The sequence below is a fragment of the Nonomuraea purpurea genome, assembly GCF_042650645.1.
Classification (GTDB): Bacteria; Actinomycetota; Actinomycetes; order Streptosporangiales; family Streptosporangiaceae; genus Nonomuraea; species Nonomuraea purpurea.
The window spans coordinates 488,662-513,965 of the sequence record NZ_JBHSBI010000003.1 but is presented as its reverse complement, the minus strand read 5'-3'; the positions used below and the strand labels follow the sequence as shown (position 1 = coordinate 513,965).

Genomic DNA, 25,304 nt, shown 5'->3' with positions numbered 1-25,304 from the left:
CCCACCCGGGTCCGAGAAACGTCAAGCACCCCGTTCCACAGCACGGGCCGCGCAAGCGGCACGAGCTGCCGCATAGCGGCACGGGAATCCCCGTCCCCTTTAGGACGGGGAGCAGGTCAATCGTGAGCACGCTGGCGGCAACCATCGTCGGCGGTAGGTTCTCCGTCGTGCTGACCCAGACAGCCCCCGCCACGGCAGAGCGCCGCGGCCAAGCCCCCCTTGCGATCGGCCACCGCGGCGCCAGCGCTCACCGGCCCGAGCACACCCTCATGTCGTACGAGGCCGCCATCGCGATGGGCAACGTCCTGGCCGCCTACCTGGGACTGCTGACCACCGAGGTGGAGGACGCGTGCCGGGCCGTCGTGGCATTCGGGCGCGGCGACCACACCGGGGTGGTGGACCTGCTGTATCCGATCAGGCATCGCGTCAACGAGTTCGGCGGCAGCCACGCGCAGCGGGACGCCGTGCAGAGGACGCTGCTGGAGTCGGCGTTGCGGGCGGGGGCGTGGGACGTGGCCAGGGTCCTGGTCAGCGAGCGGATCAGCGTGCGGCCACGCAGCCCGTACAACTGGCTCAAGCAGGCGGCGCTCGCGGACATGCTTGGGAACCGGGCCGCCTCGGCCGCCGCCCGTGAACGGGCGGACGGGCTGGCACGCGCTGTTCTGTAAATGTGTGGTTTGACAACACATCTTTGATGCATACAGTTTGTGGAGCCACGCATCTGTGATGCAGACTCTAGGGGGACCCATGCCCGACTACGGCCACGACCTGCTGTTCGGGTCCTTCATCACTCCCGTGAACTCCGCCCCGCACCAGGCGGTCGACCTCGCCCGGGTCTCGGAGGCCGCCGGCCTGGACCTCGTGACCTTCCAGGACCACCCCTACCAGCCCGGTTTCCTCGACACCTGGACGCTGCTGTCCTACGTGGCCGCGCGCACCGAGCGGGTGCGTCTGTCGGGCAACGTGATCAACCTGCCGCTGCGCCCGCCGGCCGTGCTGGCCCGCGCGGCGGCCAGTCTCGACGCGCTCAGCGGCGGCCGGGTCGAACTCGGCCTGGGCGCGGGCGGCTTCTGGGACGCGATCGAGGCCATGGGCGGAGGCCGGCTCACGCCCGCGCAGTCGGTGGACGCCCTCAGCGAGGCGATCGACGTCATCAGGGGCGTCTGGGACGCCGACGCCAAGGAGTTCTTCCGCTTCGACGGCGCCTACTACCAGGTCGACGGCGCCAAGCGCGGGCCCGCCCCGGTCCACGACATCGGCATCTGGCTGGGCGCCTACAAGCCGCGCATGCTCCGTCTGACCGGGGCCAAGGCCGACGGATGGCTGCCGTCGCTGCCGTACATGAAGAGCCTCGACCAGCTCGCCGAAGGCAACGCGATCATCGACGAGGCCGCGGCCGAGGCGGGCAGGGAGCCCGCGTCGGTGCGGCGGCTGCTCAACATCGGCGGCCGGTTCGGCCCGCCGAGCGACCGGCTGTTGTCGGGGCCGCCCGAGCAGTGGGCCGAGCAGCTCGCCGCGCTCACCCTGCGGTACGGCGTCAGCGGCTTCATCCTCATCGGGGACGATCCGGCGGCAGTGGAGATCTTCGGGCAGGAGGTCGCGCCGGCCACGCGCGAACTCGTCGCCGCCGAGCGGGCCGGCAGGTAGCCATGGTCACGGTGCCAAGCAACCAGGCAAGAGCCCGCCACCGCGACATCGACTACGACGCTGTCCCCGGCCACCTGACGGCCATCGAGCCGGGCGACGCCGGTTACGCCCGCGTCCGCTCCACGTACCTGCGCGGCGGATCGCCCGGCCTCGTCCTGCGCCCCGGCACGCCCGCCGAGGTCGCCGACGCGCTCGCCTTCGCCCGCGCGCAGCCGGTCAAGCTGGGCATCCGCAGCGGCGGCCACGGCATCAGCGGGCGCTCCACCAACCACGGCGGCATCGTCATCGACGTCTCCCGGCTGGACGCCATCGAGGTGCTCGACGAGCGGACCCGCCGCGTCCGCGTCGGGCCCGGCGCCCGTTGGAGCGAGGTGGCCGCCGCGCTCGCCCCGTACGGCTGGGCGCTCACCTCCGGCGACTACGGCGGCGTCGGCGTCGGCGGCCTGGCCACCGCGGGCGGCATCGGCTGGCTGGTGCGCGAGCACGGCCTGACCATCGACCACCTGCGCGCGGCCGAGCTCATCCTGGCCGACGGCACGCACGTCAGGGCCGACGACGGCGAGCACGCCGAGCTGTTCTGGGGCCTGCGCGGCGCCGGGGCCAACTTCGGCGTCGTGACCGCCTTCGAGTTCGAGGTGGACGAGGTGGGCGACGTCGGTTTCGCCCAGTTCGTCGTGGACGCCACGGACACGGCCGGCTTCCTGCACCGCTGGGGCGCCGCAGTCGAGGCGGCGCCGCGCGAGGTCACCAGTTCGCTCATCATCGGCGGCCCCCGCCCGGGACAGCCGCTGCTCGCCCACATCATGACCGTCGTCGACGCCGCCGACCCCGACACGGTGATCAGCCGGCTGCGGCCCATCGCCGCCACCGCGCCGCTGCTCGACCAGAGCATCCAGATCGTCCCGTACGCCGCGCTCATGAACGCGCCGCACGGCCCGCACAACGGCCACGGCGAGCCGGTGACCCGCTCCGCGCTGGCCGACCACCTCACCCCCGAACTCGCCGTGGACGTGGCCCGCCTGATCGAGAGCGGCGAGTCGTACTTCTTCCAGATCCGCTCCGCGGGAGGGGCGGTCGGCGACGTCGCGCGGGACGCGACCGCCTACGCGGGCCGCTCGGCCAACTTCTCGCTGTCCGCCTTCGGCGCCGCCCGCACCCGCCTGGACCGGATCTGGGATGACATGCGCCCGCACTTCTCCGGCATCTACATCAATTTCGAGACCGACCAGCGCAGCGAACGCCTCCACGAGGCCTACCCGGAGCCGACCTTAGACCGCCTGCGCGCGCTCAAAGGCCGCTACGACCCTGACAACGTCTTCCGCGACAACTTCCCCATCGCCCCTTAAAGGACTTCCGACAGCGCCCTGGCCGCCCGGGTGACGAGCGTGCCGTACTCGGCTCTGAGCTCGTCCGGCATGCGGCTGGACGGGGTGGAGATGCTGAGGCTGGCGATCGGCCCCTCGGGGCCGAGGACGGCGGCGGCCACCGCGGCGATGTCGGAGCGCCACTCGCCCCGATTGTCCGCATAACCCCGCACGTGCACCGCCTCCAGTTCGGCCCTGAGCGCCTCGGGATCGGTGATCGTGGTGTCGGTGTAGGCCGGCAGCTCAGGCAGTTCGCCCGGCGGCCTCGACAGGTGCGCGAGCACGGCCTTGCCGTTGGCCGAGGCGTGCAGCGGCAGCCGGATGCCCAGCGGCAGCACGATGCGCAGCGGCTTGTCGGTCTCCAGTCGCTCGATCAGCACGACCGCGTCGCCCTCGGGCACCATCAGGTGGATCGTCTCGCCGGTGCGCTGGCGTAACTCCTCCATGACCGGCATCGCCGCGTCACGCAGGCCCAGTTCGGTGCGGCGGGCCACCTGCAGGGCCTTGCTCGTCACCTGCCAGCGCGTCACCTCGCCCCCCGCGGGCCTGATCCACCCGGCCTCGTGCAGCGTGTGCAGCGACCGCTGCACCGTGCTCTTGGGCAGGCCGAGCCCGCGCGACACCTCGCCCACGCCGATGGGCTGGCGGGCGGCGACCTCTTCGAGCACGCGCAAGGCGTTGATCACGTTCTGCATCCATTGACTCCTTTGCGGGCTGATCTTAACCTTAGTGAACCGCACAGCGGCACACCGTGCCGTGTGATGGCACGGAGGAGAGACAGTGGGCCGCCACTTCCTGCAGATCCCCGGTCCGACCAACGTCCCGGAACGCGTGCTCAGCGCCATCGCCCAGCCCACCGTCGACCACCGGGGGCCCGCGTTCGCCACGCTCGCCACCGAGCTGCTCGAACGCCTGAAAGGCGTCTTCCAGACCCGCTCCCACGTGATCGTCTACCCGTCGTCGGGGACGGGCGCCTGGGAGGCGGCGCTGGTCAACACGCTGTCGCCCGGTGACAAGGTGCTGGCGTTCGAGACCGGGCACTTCTCCACACTCTGGTGCGAGATGGCCGCCAAACTCGGGCTGGTCGTCGACGTGGTCCCCGGCGACTGGCGGCACGGCGCCGATCCGGGCGCGCTCGACGGCCTCCTGACCCCCGACGTGGCCGCCGTCATGGTGGTGCACAACGAGACCTCCACCGGCGTGCGCAGCCGCGTGCGCGAGATCCGCCAGGCCATCGACCGGGCCGGGCATCCGGCGCTGCTGCTGGTGGACACGATCTCGTCGCTCGGCTCCATGGACTACCGCCACGACGAGTGGGGCGTGGACGTGACCGTCGGCTGCTCGCAGAAGGGCCTGATGCTGCCGCCCGGCCTCGGCTTCAACGCCGTCAGCGAGAAGGCGCTGGCCCACCGGGGGCGGCTGCCCCGCTCGTACTGGGACTGGGAGCCGATCATCGCGGCCAACCGGCAGGGCTTCTTCCCCTACACCCCGCCCACCAACCTGCTGTACGGGCTGCGCGTCGCGCTCGACCTGCTGGAGGAGGAGGGCCTGCCCGAGGTGTTCGCCCGGCACGACCGCCACGCCGAGGCCACCCGGCGGGCCGTGCGCGGCTGGGGGCTGGAGGTGCTCTGCGCCGACGAACGCGAACACTCCAGCGCGCTCACGGCGGTGCTGATGCCCGACGGGCACGACGCCGACGCCGTCCGGCGGCTCATCCTGGAGCGGTTCGACATGTCGCTGGGCACCGGGCTCGGGCGGCTGGCCGGACGCGTGTTCCGTATCGGGCATCTCGGACATTTCACCGACCTGATGCTCGCCGGCACGCTGAGCGGGGTCGAGATGGGGCTGAGCGCCGCCGGGGTCCCGATCAAGGAGGGCGGGGTGCGTGCCGCGCTGGCGTACCTGGAGGAGGCCGGATGAGCCTGGCGCGGACCCTGTCGCCGCTGATCAGCGGCGACGTCAGAGACGATCCGTACACCAGGCACCTGTACGCCTCCGACGCCAGCATGTACGCCATCCAGCCCCTCGCGGTCGCCTTCCCCCGGCACGCCGACGACGTCCAGGCCCTGGTCGCCGCCTGCGGCGAACTGGGCGTGCCGGTGCTGCCGCGCGGCGCGGGCACCAGCCTGGCCGGGCAGACCGTCGGCGCGGCGGTGATCGTCGACTTCTCCCGGCACATGAACCGCATCATCGAGATCGACGGCGCGACCGCCCGCGTGCAGCCCGGCGTGGTCCAGGACCAGCTCAACCGGGCGGCGCGCAAGTACGGGCTGATGTTCGGCCCCGACACCTCGACCAGCAACCGGGCCACGATCGGCGGCATGATCGGCAACAACTCCGCCGGCAGCCACTCCGTCAGGTACGGCTCCACCGTCGACCACGTCCAGTCGCTGAAGGTCGTGCTCGCCGACGCCACCACTCCCGACCTGGCCACCGACCCCCGGCTGAACACGGCGGTCGCCGGCGCCCTGCGCGGGCTCGATCTGGAGGGCTTTCCGAGGTTCTGGCGGCACTCGGGCGGCTACCGCCTCGACCTGGCCGCCTCCGGCGACCTCACCAAGCTGATCGTCGGCTCGGAAGGGACCCTGGCCGTCGTCACCGAGGCCACCGTCGGGCTGGTCGAGCGGCCGAAGGCCAAGGCCATCGCCGTCGGCCACTTCACCTCCACCCCGGCCGCCATCGCGGCCACCGCCGACGCGCTCACCTTCGACGCCGCCTCGGTGGAGCTTCTCGACAAGGCCATCCTCGACCTGTCCCGGCAGCGCGTCGACTACGCCGGGCTCGGCGGCATCCTCGAAGGCGACCCGCAGGCGCTGCTGTTCGTCGAGTTCTTCGGCGACACGCCCAAGGAGGTGGCCGACCGCGTCGACGAGCTCGCCGCCACCTGGAAGGCGGGCGGCCACGGCTACCACACGCTGCGCGCGCTCACCGCGCGGCAGCAGTCGGCCGTGCTCAAGGTGCGCAAGGCCGGGCTCGGCCTGCTGATGGCCTCCAGCGTGGGCAGCCGCAGGCCGCTGGCGTTCGTGGAGGACACGGCCGTGCCGCCGGAGCGGCTGCTGCCCTACGTCGAGGAGTTCGCCGCCATCCTCGACCGGCACGGCCTGAGCGCCGGGTTCTACGGCCACTGCTCCGTCGGCTGCCTGCACATCCGCCCGTTCGTCGACCTGCGCGTCCCCGCCGAGATCGCCACCATGCGGGCGGTCGCCGAGGAGATCGCCGAACTGGCCGCCAGGCACGGGGGCGTGAACTCCAGCGAGCACGGCGACGGGCTGGCCCGCTCGGAGTTCAACCGGCGGCTGTTCGGCGAGGACCTCTACGAGGCGATGCGGCAGGTCAAGCGGATCTTCGACCCCGGCGGCCTGCTGAACCCCGGCAAGATCGTGGATGCCCCGCCGATGACCGAGCACCTGCGCGATCCTTCGATGCCCGAACCGCGCCCCCTGACCACCACGCTGTCGTTCGCGGACGGCATGCACGCCGCCGCCGACCGCTGCATGAACGTGGGCGTGTGCCGCAAGGACGACACCGGCGTCATGTGCCCGTCCTACATGGCCACCCGCGAGGAGGAGCACTCCACCCGAGGCCGCGCCAACGCCCTGGTCAAGGCCCTGTCGTCGGAGGACCCGCGCGGAGCGCTCGGCGACGAGCGCCTGCACGGCATCCTCGACCTGTGCCTGGAGTGCAAGGCCTGCCAGTCGGAGTGCCCGCTGGGCGTCGACATGGCGGCGCTGAAGAGCGAGTTCCTCCACCAGTACCAGGACATCCACGGCGTGCCGCTGCGCTCGCGGGTGTTCGGCGCGATCAGGACGCTCAACCGGCTGGGCTCGGCCACCGCGCCCCTGTCGAACTGGCTGGCCGGCTTCGCCCGGGGCCCGCTCGGCCTGAGCGGGAGCCGCCCGCTGCCCCGCTTCCACCGAGACACCCTCCTGCGCTGGCACGCCCGCAGGCCCGCCGCCCCGGGCACCGGCCGAGGCGAGGTCATCCTGCTCGCCGACTCCTTCACCTCCTACACCGAGCCCGGCATCGGCCGTGCCGCCGTCGAACTGCTCGAACGCGCCGGCTACCACGTGCGCCTGGAGGCGCGCGGCTGCTGCGGCCGCTCCAGCATCTCCAAGGGCCTGCTGGACCGGGCGCGGACGATGGCCGCCTCGATGGTCGCCCGGCTGGCCGAGTCCGACGCCCCGATCGCCGGCGTCGAGCCGTCATGCCTGCTCACGCTGAAGGACGAGTACGCGGCCCTGCTGCCGGGCGACCCCCGCGTGGCCGAGGTGGCCGCCCGCGCCAGGCTCGTCCCCGACCTGCTCACCGAGGCGATCGACGACGGCTCACTGACGCTGGGCGACGCCCTGCGCGGGCGCAGAATCCTCCTGCACGGCCACTGCCACGAGAAGGCCGTCGTCGGCACCACGGCCACGCGGGAACTGCTGTCCAGGATCCCCGGAGCGGAAGTGGAGGAGATCGACGCCGGCTGCTGCGGCATGGCCGGCTCCTTCGGATTCGAACGCGAGCACTACGACCTGTCCATGAAGATCGGGGGCCTGCGGCTGTTTCCGGCGGTGGCCGCGTCCTCGCCCGACACCCTGCTCGCGGCCACGGGGGTTTCGTGCCGCCAGCAGATCGCCCACGGCGCCGGACGCGCCGCCCGCCACCCGGTCGAGCTCGTCCACGAGGCGGCCGGACTGTCATAACGCTCGGGGGAGATCGGAGTCAGCAGTGTCCGCAGAACTCCTGTCCATTCTCGCCCTCATCGTCATGTTCGTCGTCGCCACCGTCTTCCCCGTGAACCTGGGAGCGCTGGCCCTCGTCGGCGCCTTCCTCGTCGGCACGCTGGCCGCGGGCATGAGCACCGACGACATCCTCGGGGCGTTCCCCGGCAGCCTGTTCGTGATCCTCGTCGGGGTGACGCTCCTGTTCGCGATCGCGACCAACAACGGCACGGTCGACTGGCTCGTGCGCGCGGCCGTGCACCTGGTGCGCGGGCGGCTGGCGGCCATCCCGCCGGTGGTGTTCGTCATCTCGGCGCTGCTGACGGCGGTCGGCGCCCCGGCCCCGGCGGTGGCGGCGATCCTGGCGCCCATCGCCTTCGGCTTCGCCGCCGACTACCGCATCCATCCGATGCTGATCGGGCTCATGGTGGCCCACGGGACGCAGGCGGGCGCGTTCTCGCCGATCAGCGTGCTGGGCGGGATCGTGAACGGGGTGACCAAGGACGCCGGCCTGCCCAGCGACAACCTGTCGCTGTTCCTGTCGAGCTTCGCCTTCAACGCCGCGGCCGGGGTGGTCGTCTTCTTCGTCTTCGGCGGCATGGACCTGCTGCGGCGCGGCTCCATCGCCCCGGACACGGCCCCCGGCGCCTCCGGGAACCCCGCCCCGTCCGGTGACGCGCCCACCTCGGAGAGTTCGGGGACCGCGACCAAGACCGCGCGGGACACCGCGACCGAGACCTCTTCGGCCGGAGGCGGCGGGCTGCGGCTCACCCCGCACCAGGCGCTCACGCTCACCGGCATCCTCGCCCTCTGCCTGGCCGTCCTGGCCTTCAAGCTCGACGTGGGCCTGACCGCCATCACCGTCGCCGTCATCCTGTCCCTGACCTCCCCGCGCACGAACAAGGGCGCCGTCGAGCGGGTCGCCTGGCCGACCGTGCTGCTGATCTGCGGCGTCGTCACCTACGTGGGCGTCCTGCAGGAGATCGGCACCGTCGACTACGTCGGCTCGGCCGTGGCGGCGATCGGCATCCCGCTGCTGGTGGCGCTGCTCATCTGCTACGTGGGCGGCGTCGTGTCGGCCTTCGCCTCGACCGTGGGCATCCTGGGCGCGCTGGTGCCGCTGGCCGTGCCGCTGCTGTCGCAGGGCTCGCTCGGGCCGATCGCGATGATCGCGGCGCTGTCGGTGTCGTCGGCCATCGTGGACGTCAGCCCGTTCTCCACGACGGGGGCGCTGCTCGTGGCCAACGTCAGGGGCATGGAACGCGACGTCTTCTACCGCCGTCTCCTCACCTACGGCGCGGCCATCGTCCTGGTGGGCCCCCTCGCCGCCTGGGCCGTGCTCGTGGCGCCCGGCTGGCTCGGCTAGGGCGTGCCGGCCCGCCTGGCCAGCATGGTGATCTGGCGGCGCATCTCCTTGTCCTCCCAGAAGCCGGTGTGGGCGCCGACCTTCGGCAGCGGCTGGCCGTACAGGAACCGGTCGGTCGGCGGATCGGCGAGCTCGACGTCCACCGGGCCCGGCGCCGACACCGGGCCGCCGATGTAGTCGGTGCGGCACCAGAAGTTCCGCCAGCACGCGACCTTGATGTCCGGTCCGTCCGCGAGCCGCCGGAAGAGAGCGTCGTTGAAGTAGGCGGGGAACGCCCACGCGTACAGGGTGCGCAGCGGCGAGCCGAAGGTGACCAGGGTGACCCGGTCCCGCTCGGGACGGGAGCGGGGCTGGGCGAGCGCGGCGACGGCGATGATCGTGCCCTGGCTGTGCGCGGCCACGAGCGGGACGCCGCCGTTGTCGTGCAGCCACCACAGCCGCCGCTGCACGTCGGGCACGGCCCGCTCGGCGTACGACGGCGGCGCGAGCGGATGCGAATGGCGCGGCCAGAAGGTGGCCACGTCCCACAGCACGCCGATGGTCCTGCGGTTGCGCTCGTCCCTCCACCCCTGGCGCAGCAGCCAGAGCATGACGACCGGCAGCGCCATCGCGATGCCGGCGCACACGCTGGTGAGCCAGTCGGCGTTGGCCGGGGTCCGGCCCGACAACCACAGGCGTGACTGGATCCACGCGAACAGCACGGCCCCGACCACGACGATCGAGGTGAGCAGCAGGTCGAGGTCGCGCGGCACCCGCGCCAGCCGCCGCGCCCTGGCCACGCGGCCCGGCCACGCCCGCACCAGCCGTTCCTGCCAGCCGGGGACCTGGCCGTCGCAGACCGTGGACACCCACCACTCGGGATGCGGCTCGGCGGGCGCGCTCTTCTCGCCGTACTCGGTCAGCACCTCGTGCCTGTCCGTCCACCCGCTGAGCAGCCAGCGCGTGCCCTCGTACAGCAGGAAGCAGATCAGCAGCAGCACGGGCACGACGATCAGGTACGGGGTGGCGTTGCGCATCATCGGCAACACCGCGATCGGCGTCTCGCCGCCCGCCGGCGCGGGCAGGCACCCTCCCCGGTACGGGTCGTCGCACGGCCGCACCGCGCCCAGCCCCTCGGCCACCAGCAGCAGCGTGGCCAGCATGACCGTGTTGAGCGCCGCTGCCGCCAGACCCAGGACGACGAACGGGGCGGCCCACCGGAAACCATCCCTTCCCCGGACGATCCCCACAAGGGCGATGACCACGCCGAGCCCGGCGCCGACGCAGACCCAGCGGTAGTCGGCCTCCCACACCGTCAGGAGCACGACGGCCCCGGCGGCCGCACCGCCGCCGAGGACCGTCCTCCAGCCCACACCCGGCCAGTCCTTCCTGGTGCAGGCGGCGGCGACGAGCGTGAGGGGGACCAGGAAGATCGCGCCGAAGACGCCGCCGTACACCCAGCCGGCGAACGCCTGCAGACCGGGCAGCTCGTGCGGGCCGGGCCCGAGCGGGTCACCAGGCGGCTGGGCGACGGCCAGCAGCGCGGAGACCACCACGGCCGAGGCGGCCGACCCCAGCAGGAGCCACGACAACCACGTGACCGGCCGGGCGCCGGCGAACAGCGCCCCCACCGCCAGCACCACCACGGCCACGGGCAGGGCCATGGCGATCGGGAGCCACGGCGTCGGCCGCACCCCGTGCGCGGTCCAGGCCACCAGCGCAGCGACGAGGGCGAGGGAGCCCGCCACGTGCAGGCGGGTCAGCGAGCGGGTGTAGGCGACGCCGTTCCAGAAGCCGGGGTCGGACAGGCCGAGGAAGGCCCGCCCGTCCTGCTCGGGCCGCTCCTTCCCGGGGACGGGCGCGGGCGGTTTGACCTGGTCGTAGCGGTTCTGGGTGGTCGAGGCGAGGACGTACAGAAGGGCGATCACCAGCAGCGGCACCACGGCCCCCACCAGAATCCGCACCCCGGGCAGGCCGGGCGGCAGCAACCAGGACGCCCAGCGCGCACACGAGGGCACGCCCCCGCACTGGTAGGCCACGTAGTCGATCGGGATCGCCGCGGCCAGCAGGACGAAGTTCAAGGTCAGGCCGAAGGAGGCCAGCCGGGCCGCCCACAGGAAGAGCCGGAAGCGGACCGGGCGTTCCGGCAGCCACGAGGGGAACATCCTGGCGGCCAGATTGGCCAGCGCGAACGGCAGCAGCACCAGCCACAACACCCGCCAGGCGCTGCCGGAGGTCAGCCCGCCCCACGAGTACGCCTCCACATGCCGCCCTTCCCGGTCCGCCGTGCGGTAGAAGCCGGCGATGCGGTCGCCCGCGACCTGCATGGGCTGCAGGTCGTCGAGCAGCGACTGCGGCGAGGTGCCGCCAACCCCGTGCAGCCGCAGCTCGGTGACGCCCGACAGGCCGTCGGGCCGGGAGGCCATTCCGGTGGGCATGGCGGGCCGCCTCTCCCTCGGGGTTCCATCATGAGTCGGCCCGGCGCGGGCGCGCATGAGTAACGGGGTACTCAGCGCTCAGCGGACGTCGTCGAGGGCGATGCGGGTGAGCTTGTCGGTGAGCGCGCACGACACCTGCGGCGCCTTGATCTCGTCGTCCTCGTCCTGCACCTGGAGTTTCGCGCTGCTGAGGCTGACGCTCAGGTAGTGGGCGTCGTTCTTGGCGCTGTTGGCGGCCCGTCGCACCTCGACGGAGTTCCCGCACGACCTGGTCATGTGCAGGTCCTTCGTGTTCTGCACGGTGTAGAGACCGTCCAGGCTGAGCCGGCGGCTCTTGAAGCGCGCCGTCTGCCCGGTGGCCCGCTGGCGCACGTGGAAGGCGAAGCCCGCCGACACCGTCAGCTCCTGGTTCTGCCCCGAGTTCGCCAGCACCAGCTCGCACCCGTACGGCCCGATGTAGCGCCGCTCCGTGAGCCGGTAGGCCCGCCCGAGCGCCCCCACCATCTCCTTCTGACGCGCGCACGGGTCCTTGCCGAGCACCCCCACCGCGCCCTTCTTCCGCGGCGGCAGTTCGAGGAGCGTGTCCATCACCTCGGCGAGGTACTCCTTGGCGGCCTCGCACCGCTGTGGCCACGGCTTGGCCTCCTGGCCGCGCGGCGGCGTCTGCCTCACGTCGAGGGAGAAGGCGCTGCCGGTCACGCCCTCGTAGGGCACCTTGATGTGGCAGCTTCTGTGGCTCTCCTTGTCGGTGGAGTACTCCTCGATGTAGATCGTGCGCCCGCCGAGCTGCTCCTTCTTGGCGTCCTTCGCGTCCCGCTCCCCGAACGAAGAATGCAGGCCGATCTTGAAGCTGTAGACGCTTTTGGCGGGGTCGGAGTAGCCGGTGAGCTCCTGGCAGTCGGTCATGCCGCGGCCCCGCACGACGAGTTGCTCGGGGCCGTACTTCTTCAGCGTGGGGTGCGTGACCAGCTCGCAGGGGTCGGCCGCGCGCACCCGCTTGAAATGGGCGGTCAGGTCGCCCTCCTCATCCGGGGGAGACGACTCCTGGGGGGACGACTCCTGCGCGGACGGCTCTTGGGAGGACGACGCGGCGCTTTCCTGCGGCGGCTCGGAATTTCGGGGCTGGATATTGGCGACCACGCCGCAGCCGCTCAATACGACGGCCGTGACCGCGATCACCAGAACATTTTTCCGGCGACATTTCAAAATCTCTTCAAACGTGCTGTCAGCCATGGTGGTACGGCACCTTACCGCAAATTCGCGAAGCCCCGATTGGCACGCTTCCACGATTTTCGAAGGGAGCCGCAACCCGTCGGACCTGGGCTTAGTCTCCCGTGGGGAGAAGTATCGTCGGAGTGGGAAAGGGGTTCGGGTGGGCCAGTGGAACGGGCGGCCGTACGGCGGCGGGCCGCAAATGCCGAACTACCCGCCGGCGCGCAAGAAGGGCGGTCACACCCTCTGGATCGTCGCCGGATGCGCGGCGGCGGTGGCCGTCGTCGTGATCGCGGCGGCGGCGGTCGTCGTCATGATGAGGAAGCCCGGCGAGCGGCCCCCGGCGACCCAGGCCGCGCAGAGCCCGGCCGCGGAAACACCGGCGCGCGAAACGCCCACCGCGGCTTCCAGCACGAAGCAGCCCGACAAGCCCCGGGCCCCCGAGGCCCCCGTGCCCTGCGACCCGGGCAGGGAGCGGGGCCCCCACTGCTTCCCGGCCTCGACACCCGGGGCGGCGTTCCTGAACCGCATCGAAAAGGCCATGAAGTGGCGCTGTTACAAATCCGGTGAGAAGGACGAAGCCGGCCTGACGATCAGGGACCCCGAGTGCCAGGCCACCAACAACGTCGACCAGGCGTACACCAAGATGGTCTCCCTCGGCTATCGGACCGCCCCGCGTCAGAAGGGCGGCCCGATGCAGAAGGTGTACATCGTCGCCTCCACGCACGCCGTCAACCGGGGCACGACCTTCAAGAACTCCGCGAAGCTGGGCACCCACGCGTTCGGCATCGCGGTGACGCACCTGTGGCCGGGCAACAAGGCGCTGCAGCACGAGGCCAAGCAGGCCCTGGCCAAGGTCCAGCGCGCCTGCACGCCCAACAAGATGATCGAGTCGGTACGGCTCTCGTCCGGGTACGAGATCACCTGCGGCGTCCCCACCCCCGTGGTGGTCGACAACAGGCAGGGCCAGCCGGTCCTGACCATCACCCAGTCCCTGGGCATCGGGGTCCCGTTCGACTACGGCATGAACTGACCTCCACTGGTCCCATGCCGGTCACCGGCCGTCCAGGACGGACACAGTCCGCGCGGATGAGTATCCACTTTCTCACTTGCCGTGGCGGAACAAATCCGCGTCGGGCAAGCTGCTGTCACCGACAGCGGCGGACCGAACCGGACAGGTGAGGGATCACGATGATGAGTGGGCGCTCCATGGGCAACCTTCCGCCGGAAATGTCCAGTTTGATTGGCCGCCACGAGGAACTGGCCACGATCAGGCGGGCATGCCTACGCTCACGGCTGGTGACGCTCACCGGCGTGGGCGGCGTCGGCAAGACCCGGCTGGCGCTGCGGGCCGCGGCCGCGCTGCAGTCACGCTTCCAGGACGGCGCCTGGCTGGTGGAACTGTCGGCGCTGGATGAGGACGCGCTGGTGCCGCACACGATCGCCGAGGCGCTGCCGCTGGCCGACAGGACGACCCGGCCGATGACGGAGGTGCTGGCCGAATACCTCGCCGACCGGGAGCTGCTTCTCGTCCTCGACACGTGCGAGCACCTGATCGAGGCGTGCTCCCGCACGGTGCGGGCGCTGCTGGAGGCCGCGCCCAAGCTCACCGTCATCGCCACCAGCCGCCGCCCGCTCGAAGTGCCGGACGAGCGCGCGCTGACCATCGACCCCCTGCCCGTCCCCGACGCCGAGGGCACGGGAGCGCAGGACGCCGTGCTGCTGCTGGCCGACAGAACCGCCGCGGTCGTGCCCGGCTTCGCCGTCACCGAGCACAACCGGGCCGCGCTGGCGCGACTGTGCCGCCGGCTGGAGGGCCTGCCGCTGGCGATCGAGCTGGCCGCCGCCCGCCTGCGCGAGCTGCCGGTCGAAGAGCTGTGCGAACGCCTGGACGACAGGTTCGCGCTGCTGGGTGACACCGACAGCGCCGTCCTCGACGCCGACCCGCCCTGGCACCAGGCGCTGCGGACCGCGATCGGCTGGAGCCACGAGCTCTGCACCCCGGCCGAGCGGCTGCTGTGGGCCAGGCTGTCGGTGTTCGCGGGCAGCTTCGAGGACGAAGCCGCCGTCCAGGTCTGCGCCGACGCGCGGCTGCCTGAACAGGACATCCCCGAACTGCTGGCCAGGCTGGCCGCCAAGTCGATCCTGATGTGGACGCCGACCGGCGGCGGCGAACGCCACCGGATGCTGGACACCATCCGCGAGTACGGCGCCATCTGGCTGCGCGCGCTGGGCGAGCAGGACACGGCCCGCCGCAGGCACCGCGACTTCTTCCTGCGCATGGCCCGCCGAGGCTCCGCCGCCTGGCTGGGGCCCGACCAGGTCTCATGGAACGACAGGATCATCGCCGAGCACGACAACCTGCGAACCGCACTCGACTTCAGCCTGACCGGCCCCGCCGACCACACCGGGGTCGAACTGGCGGCGGCGTTGTGGTTCTTCTGGTACCCGTGCGGCTTCCTCAAGGAGGGCCAGCACTACCTCGAACGCGCCCTCGAACGCGACACCGAGCCCGGCCCGATGCGCAACCGCGCCCTGTGGGTGTGCAGCCTGACCCTCATCGTCCAGGGCGACGCCACCGCCGGCCTCGTCTGGGCCACCCAGTGCGCCGCGACGGCCGAACAACTCGGCGACGCCGCCGCGGCGCACGCCGCACGCGCCATGGACATGGCGGCCGCGACCATCCGCGGCGACCTGACGCAGGCCCTGGCCCTGGCCGACGAACTGCTGGCCGAACACCGGCCTGATGACGGGCTCAGCCTGCCGACGCTCCTGGCCCGCCTGTGCCGCAGCCACGTGCACACCGCCGAGGGCCGCGTCGAGGACGCGATCAAGGCGCTGCAGGAGCTGTACGCCGAGTGCGACCGGTACGGCGAGCACTGGATGCGCGCCAACGCGGACCTCTTCCGCGGCCAGGCCGAACTGGCGCTGGGCCGTCCCGAGGCCGCGCAGGGGTACGGGCGGGCCGCCCTGGAGGTCAAGCACCGGCTGCACGACATCATCGGCATCGCGATGGCCCTCGACGTGCTCGCCTGCTCGGCCGCCGCCGCAGGCCGGGGGGAGCCCGCCGCCCGCCTGCTCGGACTGGCCCAGCAGGTCTGGGACACCGTCGGCCAGGCGCGGCTCGGCATCCGCGAATGGGTCGCGGCGGGGCAGGCGTGCGAACTCCAGGCCCGCGAGGCCATCGGCGACCAGGCCTACCAGTCGGCCTTCCACGCCGGCTACGACACCGGCCTGGACACCGGCATCCTCAACACCCTCCGCCCCGCCGGCCACCCCTGACCCCGCCCCAAGACACCCGGCCTTGCCCTCGGCCCAGGACCCCGACCCGGGACCCCCACCCGGGACCCTCGGCCTGAGATGCCCGGCCTGAGATGCCCGGCTCACGACGCCAGACCGAAACACTCGGTCCTCGCGGTTCGGAGATGCGCAATCCGAGGCGCGGTGGTCGGAGGCGCGGTTCGAGATGCGCGGTCCAGGGGTGTCCGTCGTATGACGCCGAGGCCGTTGGGTGCAAGGTGTGGGCTGTTCGACGGAGGGTCGGTGGGTGGGGGAGGGGCTAGGATCGGCGGATGTCCATGCCGCCGTCCCCGGCGCGCCGGGTGTGGCGCTGGTGCCGCCGGATCCTCGCCGCCACGCTCACCCTCCTCGCCCTGGCCGGCATCGTACGGCTGACCGTCCCCGCCACCGGGGGCCAAGACGGGGAACCGCCAGGGGCGCGTCGTCAACTGGCGTTCCTGCGTTCCGCGCTGGACGCGGGGGCGGGCGAGCAGGCGCAGACCCTGTTCCCCGAGGGATACTTCTTCCTGCACGCCCTGTACGGCCTGGCCTGGACCGAGCTCGGCAGGCGCGAGCCGCCCGCGCGACGGGAGACGGCGCTGCGCGAGGCCCGATGGGCGCTGCGACGGCTGGATTCACCGGCCGGACAAGCCCCGTTCAGCCCCGGCCTCACCCCGCCCCACGGCGTCTTCTACCGGGGATGGACCAACTGGCTGCGTGGTGGCGTCCTGACCCTGCAAACGAGGCGCGACCCGGCGGAGACGCGCAGGTTCGCCGAGGACTCCGCCGCCCTCGCCGCGGCGTTCGACGCCTCCACCTCGCCCTTCCTGGAGGCGTACCCGGGCCAGGCGTGGCCGGTCGACTCCACGGTGGCGATGGCGTCGCTGCGCCTGCACGACACGCTCCTGCCGCCCCGCTTCGGCGGCACCGCGGACCGCTGGCTCCAGGGGGTACGCCCGCGCCTCGACCCGCGTACGGGCCTGCTGCCGCACCGCGCGGACCCCGGCTCCGGCACGCCCGCCGAGGTGGCCAGGGGCAGCTCGCAGAGCATGATCCAGCGCTTCCTCCCCGAGATCGACCGGGGTTTCGCCGCCGAGCAGTACACCCGCTTCCGCGACCTCTATGTCGTGCGCCCGCTGGGCCTGGGCCCGGCCACCAGGGAGTACCCGCAGGACATGGACGGCCCGGGCGACGTCGACTCCGGCCCGCTGCCGCTCGGCGTGAGCCTGTCAGCCACCGTCGTCACCCTCGGGGCGGCCCAGGTGCACGGGGACGCCCCGCTGGCCGAGGCCCTGGCCGCCTACGGTGAGCTGGCCGGGCTGCCGATCGACACCCCGTGGACCAAGCGCTACGCCTTCGGCCTGCTCCCGATCGGGGACGCGTTCCTGGCCTGGTCGAAGACGGCCCGGCCCTGGGTGACGGCCGGGCCGCCGCCCGCCCCGGGCATCACGCCGTGGTGGCGGGCGCCGCTGCTGTCGGCGCTGGCCCTGCTGGCCGTCGCCCCTTGGATCCCCGCCGCCCTCAGACGCCGACGACGCTGAGCTCAACGGCTGCTCAGCCGGTACGCCAGCCGGTCCAGCGACATGTTGATCACGATGAAGATGGCCGCGATGAGGATCGCCGCCGGGATGATGTTGGAGAAGTTGGCCGCGATGCCGTTCAACCCCCGGTCCACGAGCTCGTCGTAACCGACGATGAGCCCGAGCGCCGAGTCCTTCAGCAGCACCACGAACTGGCTGACCAGCGCGGGCATCATGGCCTTGAGCGCCTGCGGCAGCAGGACCAGCCGCATCACCTGGCCCTTGCGCATGCCCATCGCGAAGGCGGCCTCCCGCTGTCCCTTGGGCAGGCTCTGCACCCCGGCGCGGATGATCTCGGCGATGACCGAGCCGTTGTAGAGGGTGAGCCCGAAGACGACCGCGGCGAAGGCCGAGATGTTGACGCCGATGAGCACGTACGAGCCGAAGAACGCGAAGAAGATCAACAGCAGGAGGGGTACGGCCCTGAAGAACTCCACCACCGTGGCCGCCGGCACCCGGATCCACCGGTGGTCGGAGAGCCTGGCGGTGGCGAACACGAGCCCGAACAGGCCCGCGAGCAGCACGCCCGCCACGGCCGCGCCGAGCGTGCCCGCCAGGCCCGGCAGGATGAACGTGCCCCACACGTCCGCGCGCAGCAGCGGCGTCCACTTCTCCGCGGCCCACTGGTCCTTGTCGTCGAAACGCACGTAGACCACATAGGCCAGCGCCAGCAGCACGGCCGCGACGACGACCGCCATGATCCGGTTGCGCAGGATCCCGCGCGGCCCCGGCCGCTCGTAGAGGTTGGTGTACTGCCCGCCGCGCGGCGGCGCGCCCGGCCCGCTGCGCTTGCGCGTGTTCTGCCGGTCGCGTGTCAGCGTGGTGCTCATCGGGTCACCGCCATCCGGCGTGAGAGCCAGCCGAACAGCAGGCCCATCGGCAGGCACAGCAGCACGAACCCGGCCGCGAAGCCCGCGAAGATCTCGATGACCTGGTCGCCGTAGGTCTCGATCATCTCGCGCATCCGCACCGACGCCTCGCTCACGCCCACGACCAGCGCGATCGTGGTGTTCTTCGTCAGCGCGATGAGGATGCTGCCCAGCGGCGCCACCACGGCGCGGAACGCCTGCGGCAGCGTGATCAGCGCGAGCGTCTTGACGAAGCTCAGCCCGAGCGAGCGGGCGGCCTCGGCCTGCCCGACGGGCACCGTGTTGAGCCCGGAGCGCAGCGCCTCGCACACGAACGCCGAGGTGTAGGCGGTCAGCCCGATCGAGGCGAGCCAGAAGTTGTTGGTCGCGATGTCGTCGGACAGCTCAAGCCCCAGGTTCGCCCCGACGCCCAGGCCGGTGAACAGCAGCACCAGGGTGAGAGGCGTGTTGCGGGCCACGCTCACGTAGGCGCTCGCGGCCCCGCGCAGCGTGGTCAGCGGCGAGACCCGCATGGCGGTCAGCAGCGTCCCCAGCACCAGGGAGCCGAGCGCGCTGACCGCCGTGAGCCGAATCGTCATCCAGAACGCGGCGAAGATGGTGTCGCGTTCGAGCAGCAACGCTTCCATGGATCAGTACTGCTCCAGTTGCGGGGCCTCGGGGACGGCGAACCCTGAGGCGCCGACGCTGCCCTCCAGCGCCTTCTTCCAGCTCCCGTCGGCGAACATCTTGGTCAGCGCGGCGTTGACCGCCTTGCGCCCGGCCGAGTCGTCCTTCTTCAGCCCGATGCCGTACTTCTCGGTGCTGAACGCCTTGCCGACCACCTTGAGCTTGCCGGCGTGCTGCGCGGCGTAGCCGGCCAGGATGACGTTGTCGGTGGTGAGGGCGTCGAGCTGGCCGCCGAGCACGCGGTCCACGCACGCGGAGTACGTCCGCTCCTCCTGGAGCTGCACCTCCTTGGAGTACTCCGTCTTGACCTTCTGCGCGGGCGTCGAGCCGGCGACCGAGCAGAGCTTCTTGCCGTTGAGCGTTTCGGGCCCGGTCAGCCCCGAGTCGTCGGCCCGCACGAGCAGGTCCTGTCCTGCCACGAAGTACGGTCCGGCGAAGGACACCTTCTGCTTCCTGGCGTCGGTGATCGAGTACGTGGCCACCACCATGTCCACCTGGCCCTGCTCGATGAACGCCTCCCGGTTGGCCGACACCGTCTCCTTGAACGTGATGTCCTTGGGCTCGACCCCGAGCTCCTTGGCCACGTACTTGGCGATCTCGATGTCGAACCCGGCGAAGGCGCCGTCAGGGGTGCGCAGTCCCAGGCCCGGCTGGTCGGCCTTGACGCCGATCACCAGCTTCTTGTCGTTCTTGGCCTTGTCCACGATGGAGGCGTAGGACTCCTGCCCGCCGCCGCAGCCGGTGGCGGTGGCGGCCAGCGCGACCACGGCGAACGTCGCAAAAAAGGACTTCCCAAACATGGCACTCCTTAGTGGGTCAGGATCTTGGCGAGGAAGGACTGGGCGCGGTCGGTGCTGGGGGAGCCGAAGAAGGCGTCGGGGGTGTTCTCCTCGACGATCTCGCCCTCGGCCATGAACACGACCCGGTCGGCCGCCCGCCGGGCGAAGCCCATCTCATGGGTGACGACGACCATGGTCATGCCGTCGCGGGCCAGGGAGGTCATCACCTCGAGCACCTCGTTGACCATCTCGGGGTCCAGAGCCGAGGTCGGCTCGTCGAACAGGATGACCTTCGGGTCCATGGCCAGCGCGCGGGCGATCGCCACCCGCTGCTGCTGGCCGCCCGACAGCTGCGCGGGGAACTTGGCCGCCTGCCCGCCGATGCCGACCCGGTCGAGCAGTTCCTGTGCCTTGCGCACGGCCTCGGCCTTGGGCCGCCTGAGTACGTGGACCTGACTGAGGACGACGTTGTCCAGGACGGTCTTGTGCGCGAACAGGTTGAACGACTGGAAGACCATGCCCACCTCGGCGCGGAGCCGGGCCAGTTCACGCCCTTCGGTGGGGAGCGGCGTCCCGTCCACGGTGATCGTGCCGGAGTCGATGCTCTCCAGCCGGTTGATCGCGCGGCACAGGGTCGACTTTCCTGCCCCGGACGGGCCGATGATCACGACGACCTCTCCCTGCCGGACCCGCAGGTTGACGTCCCTGAGCACATGGTGGTCGCCGTAGCGCTTGTTGACCTGGTCCAGCACGATCAGGTCCGCCATACCTCACGCTCCTTCTGGTCCGCTGCGCGTCAGCTGTTGTCCGCCGTGCGTTGGCGGTTGTGTTGATCAGCGTTGGCGTAACCGTAGGAGTCGTGTGTGTCACCGAAAGGCTTGTGATCGTTCTGCTCAGCGATTGGAGGGCTTGGACTGGTCCGGGGTGGCGCCGGTGATGCCGATGGTGTCGGAGAAGGCGCTTTCCCACTCGCCGTCGCGCAGCCAGCGGGTGATCAGCCCGTTGAGGTAGTCGCGGAAGGCGGTGTCCTGCCGGTTGACGCCGATCCCGTACGGCTCGCGCCCGAACGGCTTGCCGACCAGTCGCAGCGCGTCGGGATGCTGGGCCAGCAGGCCGAGCAGGATGGTGTCGTCGGTGCTGAGGGCGTCCACCCGGCCGTTGATCAGCGCGGGAACGCACTCGCTGTAGGCGTCGACGATCTCCACGTCCGCGCCGGGGACCCGCTCGCGCAGGCGTTCCACGGAGGTCGAGCCGGCCACCGTGCACACGATCTTGCCGTCCAGGTCCGCCAGTTCGCCGATGCTCGTGTCGCCGGCCCGCACCAGCAGGTCCTGCCCGGCGTAGTAGTAGGGGTCGCTGAACGCCACGCGCTCGGCGCGGGCCGGGGTGATCGAGTACGTGGCGATGACGAGGTCCACGACCCGCTGCGACAGGAAGTTCTCCCGCTGGCGCGAGACGGTCTCGACGAAGCGGATGTTGCGCTCGCTGCCGGTCAGGTCCTTGGCCACCAGCCGGGCCATCTCCGCGTCGAACCCGGTGATGCGCCCGCCCGCCGGGTCCTTGTAGCCGAACATGGGCTGGTCGAACTTGATGCCCACGACGAGGACGCCACGATCCCTGATCCTGGCCATGGTCGAGCCGTCGGGGAAGCGCTCGGCCTGGCCGCAGGCGGCGGGCAGCAGGCACAGCAGCGCGGCGACCAGCACCCTGAGCGGCCTCACCGTACGCGGTACCGGTGCTGGGGCCGCCCGGTCGGCCCGTACCTCGGCCGGCCCTCGACCTGGCCGCGTTCGGCGAGGTGCTCCAGGTAGCGGCGGGCGGTGGCGCGGCTGACGCCGATGATGTCGGCGAGCTCGTTCGCCGAGACGTCCCCGTCGACGGCCGACAGCGCGTCCAGCACCGCCTGTTCGGTCGCCGCCGAGATGCTCTTCGGCCGGACCACGTGGTCGAGGTGGAGCGAGCGGAAGACGCGGTCGATCTCCTGCTGTTCGGCGAACCTGCCGCCCGGCGCGAGCTGCTCGGCCGTGGCCGCGTAACGCAGCAGGGTCTGTTCAAGCGTGCCGGCTCTGGTCGGCTTGACCAGGTAGTACAGGGCGCCGTGGCGCATGGCCGCGCGGACGGCGGCCGACTCGTTGTGCCCGGAGATCACGATGACGTCGGCGGGCTGCTGGCCGGGACGCTGCAGCCGGTGGGCCACCTCCAGCCCCGGCAGGTCCGGCAGGTGCAGGTCGAGCAGGATCAGCCGGGGCGCGAAGCGGCCGGCGGCGGCCAGCGCCGCCTGCCCGGTGTGGGCGATCCCCACCACGCGGAAGCCGAGGACCCGGTTCACCTGCGCTTGCAGCGTCGCGGTGACGATCGGGTCGTCGTCCACGATGAGAACGGTGATGTCCCTGGGCTCAGGCACCTTAGCCCCTTTACCATCTGAACAGGCGATCAAGGCAGCTTAAGCAAGTTTTGTTTCATTAAATCGTGTTTTGCGCCTTCTGCTCATCACGATCCGGCGCGCGCGCCCTTTTGCTCCTACGCTGGTGCGCGGGCGACGGAGGGAGGACGGACGCCGGTGAGATGGGTGCTCGCGGTGACGGCCCTGTGGACCGTGCTAGGGCTGTTACCCCTGGCGCTGCTGACGTCCTCCAGCATCTCGCTGTCGGAAGACGCGGTGAGCGACGAGGTTTCCGACCGTGTCAGGATCACCGCCTCGGTCAGCCGCGTCGTGGTCGAGCAGCAGATGGGCTCGCTCAAGAAGCTCGTCACCGCCTTCGCCGAGCAGCCCGAGGTACGCCAGAGCGTCGCCGACACCACCACCGCCAACCTGCGCGACCACCTGCGCGAACTGCAGCGCCTGCGCGACGGCGTCAGCGGGATCATCCTCATCTCGCCAGAGGGCGGCATCCTGGGCGCCGAGCCGCCGAGCGGCCTGCCCCAGGACGTCAGCAACACCGACTGGTACCGCGCCGTGCGCGACCGGCGCACGACCCACGTCTCGCAGGCGTACACGCCCACGATGATCGGCGTGTCCAGGGCCGTCGCCGTGGCCGCGCCGGTGCCCAGCGCCGACGGCAAGCGCATGATCGGCATCATCACGGTCGTCTACAGCCTGAGCGCCATCCAGCAGTTCGCCGAGGAGGCCGCCGACGCCCAGGGCATCCGGCTGCTGATCACCGACCAGGCCGGCGTGCTCGTCGCCGACCCCGGCAGGAAGCTGTACGCCCTGACCTCGCTGCGCGAGGACCCGAGAGTGGACGCGGCGCTGGCCGGGCGCGCCTGGAACGGCCCCTTCCACGGCATCGACGGCGCGGTCCTGGCGGCCTCGGAGCCGATCCCGAGCATCGGCTGGACGGTCACCGCCGAGGTCTCCGCGTCGGCGGCGCTGGCCTCGGCCGACCAACTCCGGGCCAACGTGCTGACCGTCGCGGCGCTGCTGGCCCTGCTCATCCTCATCGGTCTGGGCATCCAGATCCACACCACGCGCGGCCGCCGCCGGGCGCAGGCCACGCTCGCCAGGTACGCGGCCGAACTGGCCTCGGCCAGGGACCTGGCCGTCAGCGCGTCCACGGCCAAGTCCGAGTTCCTCGCCAAGATCAGCCACGAGATCCGCACCCCGATCAACGGCGTCCTCGGCATGAACTCCCTGCTCATGGGCACCCGGCTCGACGACGAGCAGCGCTACTACACCACCACGGCCCAGGAGTCGGCCCGCAACGTGCTGCGCCTGCTCGACGACTTCCTCGACCTGTCCAAGATCGAGGCGGGCGCGATGCAGGTCGAGGCGGTGCCCTTCGACCTGCCGAGACTGTGCGACGAGGTGGTCGCGCCGTTCGCGCCGCACGCCTACGAGCAGGGCCTGTGGCTGACGCTCCGGCTCGACGAGGACGTGCCCAGGCAGGTGACGGGCGATCCCGCGCGGCTGCGGCAGATCCTCACGAACGTGGTCGGCAACGCGCTGAAGTTCACCGTCCAGGGCGGCGTCGACCTGCACGTCAGCCTCGAAGAGGGGCAGCGGGGCGACCCGCGGGCGGTGCTCAGGTTCGCGGTCGCCGACACCGGCATCGGGGTCGGGCCCGACGACAGGGAGCGGGTCTTCGGCGTCTTCCGCCAGGTCGACTCGCCGATCACGCGCAGGACCGGCGGGAGCGGGCTGGGCCTGGCCATCAGCAGGCAGCTCACCGAGCTCATGGGCGGCCAGATCGGGCTCGACAGTGTGGAGGGCGTGGGCAGCCGCTTCTGGGTGACGCTGCCGGTGGACGTGCCGACCTGGTCGGAGCCCGAAGCATCGGAGCAGGGGACCGACGTGCTGCGGGGGCGGCGGGCGCTCGTCGCCGACCCGCGTCCCGAGGACCGGGGGCTGGCCGGGCGCTTCCTCACCGACGCCGGGCTCGTCGTGGAGGAGACGCGGGACGCCGCCTCCGCGCTGGCGCTGCTGCGGGCGGCGGCCGAGGGCGGCAGGCCGTACGAGCTGGCCGTCGTCGCGCTCGACCTGGGCGCCGAGACCCCCGACGCCGACTCGCTCGCCTCCGCCATCCTCACCGACCCCCTGCTGCGGGCCACCAGCGTCATCGTGGTCGTCACCCCCGGCCGGGCGGGCTTCGCCTGGCCGGCCGCCCTCGACGAGCGCACCGTGCAGTCGATCACCCGGCCGCTCAGCCGCCGCCGCTTGCTGGCCGCCGTGGAGAACACCCTGCGCAACGGCGAATGCCCGGGAGAGCCACGTGACGGTGCCGAGGCCGGCGGGGACGGCGGCGGCGTGCGCATCCTGGTCGCCGAGGACGACGAGGTGAGCAGACAGGTGGCGCAGCTCGTCCTGCGGCAGGCCGGGCACGAGGTCGAGGCGGTGGACGACGGGGCGCAGGCCGTGCGCGCGGTGCTGACCGGCGGATACGACCTGGTGTTCATGGACTGCCAGCTCCCCGTGCTCGACGGCCTGGCCGCCACCGTGGAGATCAGGGCGCGCGAAGAGCGGCACACGCCCATCATCGCGATGACCGCGGCGGCGATGCCGGACGACCGGATCCGATGCCTGGAAGCAGGCATGGACGACCACCTGGCCAAGCCCGTCGACTGGCCGCACGTGCTCGCCAGGATCCCCGAGTGGGCGGCCGCGGCCGGGCTTCCGCCCGAGCTCGCGGGCCTGTCACAGGAGGCGCTGGCGGACATCGCCGAGGCGTACCTGACGACCGCCACGCAGACGTTCGAGAAGTTGTCGCGGGCCGTGCGAGCGGGGGACCTGGCGGAGGCGGCGGGGCTCGCGCACCGGCTCAAGGGCGGCTGCGCGACCGTCGGGGCCGCCCGGGAGGCCGAGCTGTGCCGGCGCGTGGAGGAGGCGGCGCGTGCGGGCGACGTCGAGGCCGGGCTGCTGGATGAGCTGGGCGAGCTGGTGAAAGCGGCGCCCGCGTGGATGAACGCGGCATCGAGTTAGAGA

At 71.7% G+C, this 25,304-nt stretch carries 18 protein-coding genes and 1 pseudogene; 10 read left to right on the top strand and 9 right to left on the bottom strand.

Going from position 1 to position 25,304, the window contains the following annotated elements; translation table 11 throughout:
• From ACFOY2_RS08860 to ACFOY2_RS08850, 3 genes and pseudogenes are all read left to right on the top strand, one after another.
• Positions 1-668, top strand: a pseudogene (locus tag ACFOY2_RS08860) (hypothetical protein); the annotation flags it as partial.
• A gap of 79 nt (positions 669-747) precedes the next feature.
• Positions 748-1,647, top strand: coding sequence for an LLM class flavin-dependent oxidoreductase (locus ACFOY2_RS08855; RefSeq protein ID WP_379527447.1), 900 nt, complete (start codon positions 748-750; stop codon positions 1,645-1,647).
• A 2-nt stretch (positions 1,648-1,649) separates the two neighbouring features.
• Positions 1,650-2,993 (top strand): FAD-binding oxidoreductase, encoded by a 1,344-nt coding sequence (locus ACFOY2_RS08850; RefSeq protein WP_379527446.1) that lies wholly within the window; start codon positions 1,650-1,652, stop codon positions 2,991-2,993.
• Here ACFOY2_RS08850 and ACFOY2_RS08845 read toward each other — a convergent pair.
• The gene (locus tag ACFOY2_RS08845) at positions 2,990-3,706 is read right to left on the bottom strand and encodes an IclR family transcriptional regulator (RefSeq protein WP_379527445.1); all 717 of its coding nucleotides are present in this window, start codon (positions 3,704-3,706) and stop codon (positions 2,990-2,992) included. The genes ACFOY2_RS08850 and ACFOY2_RS08845 overlap by 4 nt on opposite strands.
• Before the next feature lie 85 nt (positions 3,707-3,791).
• Between ACFOY2_RS08845 and ACFOY2_RS08840 the strand changes: the two genes are divergently transcribed.
• Genes ACFOY2_RS08840 through ACFOY2_RS08830 form a run of 3 tightly spaced genes read left to right on the top strand, consistent with a single transcriptional unit; the run spans position 3,792 to position 9,083 of the window.
• A complete protein-coding gene (locus ACFOY2_RS08840; protein ID WP_379527444.1) occupies positions 3,792-4,931 on the top strand; it encodes a pyridoxal-phosphate-dependent aminotransferase family protein in 1,140 nt (379 codons plus the stop codon).
• Positions 4,928-7,699: an FAD-binding and (Fe-S)-binding domain-containing protein gene (locus ACFOY2_RS08835; protein ID WP_379527443.1), complete on the top strand. Its 2,772-nt coding sequence runs from the start codon at positions 4,928-4,930 to the stop codon at positions 7,697-7,699. The genes ACFOY2_RS08840 and ACFOY2_RS08835 overlap by 4 nt, the downstream gene beginning before the upstream one ends.
• 25 nt (positions 7,700-7,724) lie before the next feature.
• A complete protein-coding gene (locus ACFOY2_RS08830) occupies positions 7,725-9,083 on the top strand; it encodes an SLC13 family permease (RefSeq protein ID WP_379527442.1) in 1,359 nt (452 codons plus the stop codon).
• Here the strand turns inward: ACFOY2_RS08830 and ACFOY2_RS08825 are convergent.
• Together ACFOY2_RS08825 and ACFOY2_RS08820 are read right to left on the bottom strand one after the other, a co-directional pair.
• A complete protein-coding gene (locus ACFOY2_RS08825; protein WP_379527441.1) occupies positions 9,080-11,500 on the bottom strand; it encodes a hypothetical protein in 2,421 nt (806 codons plus the stop codon). The genes ACFOY2_RS08830 and ACFOY2_RS08825 overlap by 4 nt on opposite strands.
• A gap of 78 nt (positions 11,501-11,578) precedes the next feature.
• Complete coding sequence (locus tag ACFOY2_RS08820) at positions 11,579-12,679, bottom strand: hypothetical protein (RefSeq protein WP_379527440.1); 1,101 nt, start codon at positions 12,677-12,679, stop codon at positions 11,579-11,581.
• Between the two features lie 193 nt (positions 12,680-12,872).
• On the opposite strand from ACFOY2_RS08820, the gene ACFOY2_RS08815 reads away from it, so the two are divergent.
• The 3 genes from ACFOY2_RS08815 to ACFOY2_RS08805 all read left to right on the top strand — a co-directional run bounded on the left by ACFOY2_RS08815 (position 12,873) and on the right by ACFOY2_RS08805 (position 17,532).
• Positions 12,873-13,745 (top strand): hypothetical protein, encoded by an 873-nt coding sequence (locus tag ACFOY2_RS08815; protein WP_379527439.1) that lies wholly within the window; start codon positions 12,873-12,875, stop codon positions 13,743-13,745.
• Between the two features lie 197 nt (positions 13,746-13,942).
• Positions 13,943-15,994, top strand: coding sequence for an ATP-binding protein (locus ACFOY2_RS08810; RefSeq protein WP_379527438.1), 2,052 nt, complete (start codon positions 13,943-13,945; stop codon positions 15,992-15,994).
• Between the two features lie 290 nt (positions 15,995-16,284).
• Positions 16,285-17,532 (top strand): hypothetical protein, encoded by a 1,248-nt coding sequence (locus ACFOY2_RS08805; protein WP_379527437.1) that lies wholly within the window; start codon positions 16,285-16,287, stop codon positions 17,530-17,532.
• Positions 17,533-17,534: 2 nt separating this feature from the next.
• On the opposite strand, the gene ACFOY2_RS08800 is transcribed toward ACFOY2_RS08805, so the two are convergent.
• The 6 genes from ACFOY2_RS08800 to ACFOY2_RS08775 form a co-directional block, all read right to left on the bottom strand.
• Positions 17,535-18,401 carry an amino acid ABC transporter permease gene (locus ACFOY2_RS08800; RefSeq protein WP_379527436.1) on the bottom strand — a complete coding sequence of 289 codons (867 nt, stop codon included), beginning with the start codon at positions 18,399-18,401 and terminating at the stop codon, positions 17,535-17,537.
• Positions 18,398-19,066 carry an amino acid ABC transporter permease gene (locus ACFOY2_RS08795; RefSeq protein ID WP_379527435.1) on the bottom strand — a complete coding sequence of 223 codons (669 nt, stop codon included), beginning with the start codon at positions 19,064-19,066 and terminating at the stop codon, positions 18,398-18,400. Before ACFOY2_RS08795 ends, ACFOY2_RS08800 begins: the two co-directional genes overlap by 4 nt.
• A gap of 3 nt (positions 19,067-19,069) precedes the next feature.
• The gene (locus tag ACFOY2_RS08790; protein ID WP_379527434.1) at positions 19,070-19,906 is read right to left on the bottom strand and encodes a glutamate ABC transporter substrate-binding protein; all 837 of its coding nucleotides are present in this window, start codon (positions 19,904-19,906) and stop codon (positions 19,070-19,072) included.
• 8 nt (positions 19,907-19,914) lie between these two features.
• Complete coding sequence (locus ACFOY2_RS08785; RefSeq protein ID WP_379527433.1) at positions 19,915-20,652, bottom strand: amino acid ABC transporter ATP-binding protein; 738 nt, start codon at positions 20,650-20,652, stop codon at positions 19,915-19,917.
• Positions 20,653-20,778: 126 nt separating this feature from the next.
• A complete protein-coding gene (locus tag ACFOY2_RS08780) occupies positions 20,779-21,606 on the bottom strand; it encodes a glutamate ABC transporter substrate-binding protein (RefSeq protein ID WP_379527432.1) in 828 nt (275 codons plus the stop codon).
• The gene (locus ACFOY2_RS08775; protein WP_379527431.1) at positions 21,603-22,289 is read right to left on the bottom strand and encodes a response regulator; all 687 of its coding nucleotides are present in this window, start codon (positions 22,287-22,289) and stop codon (positions 21,603-21,605) included. The genes ACFOY2_RS08780 and ACFOY2_RS08775 overlap by 4 nt, the downstream gene beginning before the upstream one ends.
• Positions 22,290-22,445: 156 nt before the next feature.
• Between ACFOY2_RS08775 and ACFOY2_RS08770 the strand changes: the two genes are divergently transcribed.
• Positions 22,446-25,301, top strand: a complete 2,856-nt coding sequence (locus ACFOY2_RS08770; RefSeq protein WP_379527430.1) for a hybrid sensor histidine kinase/response regulator — start codon at positions 22,446-22,448, stop codon at positions 25,299-25,301.
• Positions 25,302-25,304: the final 3 nt, after the last annotated feature.

Excerpts from the sequence above, each read along its gene's own strand:
- ACFOY2_RS08855 (WP_379527447.1), top strand. The coding sequence starts at position 748 with ATGCCCGACTACGGCCACGACCTGCTGTTCGGGTCCTTCATCACTCCC.
- ACFOY2_RS08850 (WP_379527446.1), top strand. The coding sequence starts at position 1,650 with ATGGTCACGGTGCCAAGCAACCAGGCAAGAGCCCGCCACCGCGACATC.
- ACFOY2_RS08845 (WP_379527445.1), bottom strand. The coding sequence starts at position 3,706 with ATGCAGAACGTGATCAACGCCTTGCGCGTGCTCGAAGAGGTCGCCGCC.
- ACFOY2_RS08835 (WP_379527443.1), top strand. The coding sequence starts at position 4,928 with ATGAGCCTGGCGCGGACCCTGTCGCCGCTGATCAGCGGCGACGTCAGA.
- ACFOY2_RS08825 (WP_379527441.1), bottom strand. The coding sequence starts at position 11,500 with ATGCCCACCGGAATGGCCTCCCGGCCCGACGGCCTGTCGGGCGTCACC.
- ACFOY2_RS08810 (WP_379527438.1), top strand. The coding sequence starts at position 13,943 with ATGTCCAGTTTGATTGGCCGCCACGAGGAACTGGCCACGATCAGGCGG.
- ACFOY2_RS08805 (WP_379527437.1), top strand. The coding sequence starts at position 16,285 with ATGTCCATGCCGCCGTCCCCGGCGCGCCGGGTGTGGCGCTGGTGCCGC.
- ACFOY2_RS08800 (WP_379527436.1), bottom strand. The coding sequence starts at position 18,401 with ATGAGCACCACGCTGACACGCGACCGGCAGAACACGCGCAAGCGCAGC.
- ACFOY2_RS08795 (WP_379527435.1), bottom strand. The coding sequence starts at position 19,066 with ATGGAAGCGTTGCTGCTCGAACGCGACACCATCTTCGCCGCGTTCTGG.
- ACFOY2_RS08790 (WP_379527434.1), bottom strand. The coding sequence starts at position 19,906 with ATGTTTGGGAAGTCCTTTTTTGCGACGTTCGCCGTGGTCGCGCTGGCC.
- ACFOY2_RS08785 (WP_379527433.1), bottom strand. The coding sequence starts at position 20,652 with ATGGCGGACCTGATCGTGCTGGACCAGGTCAACAAGCGCTACGGCGAC.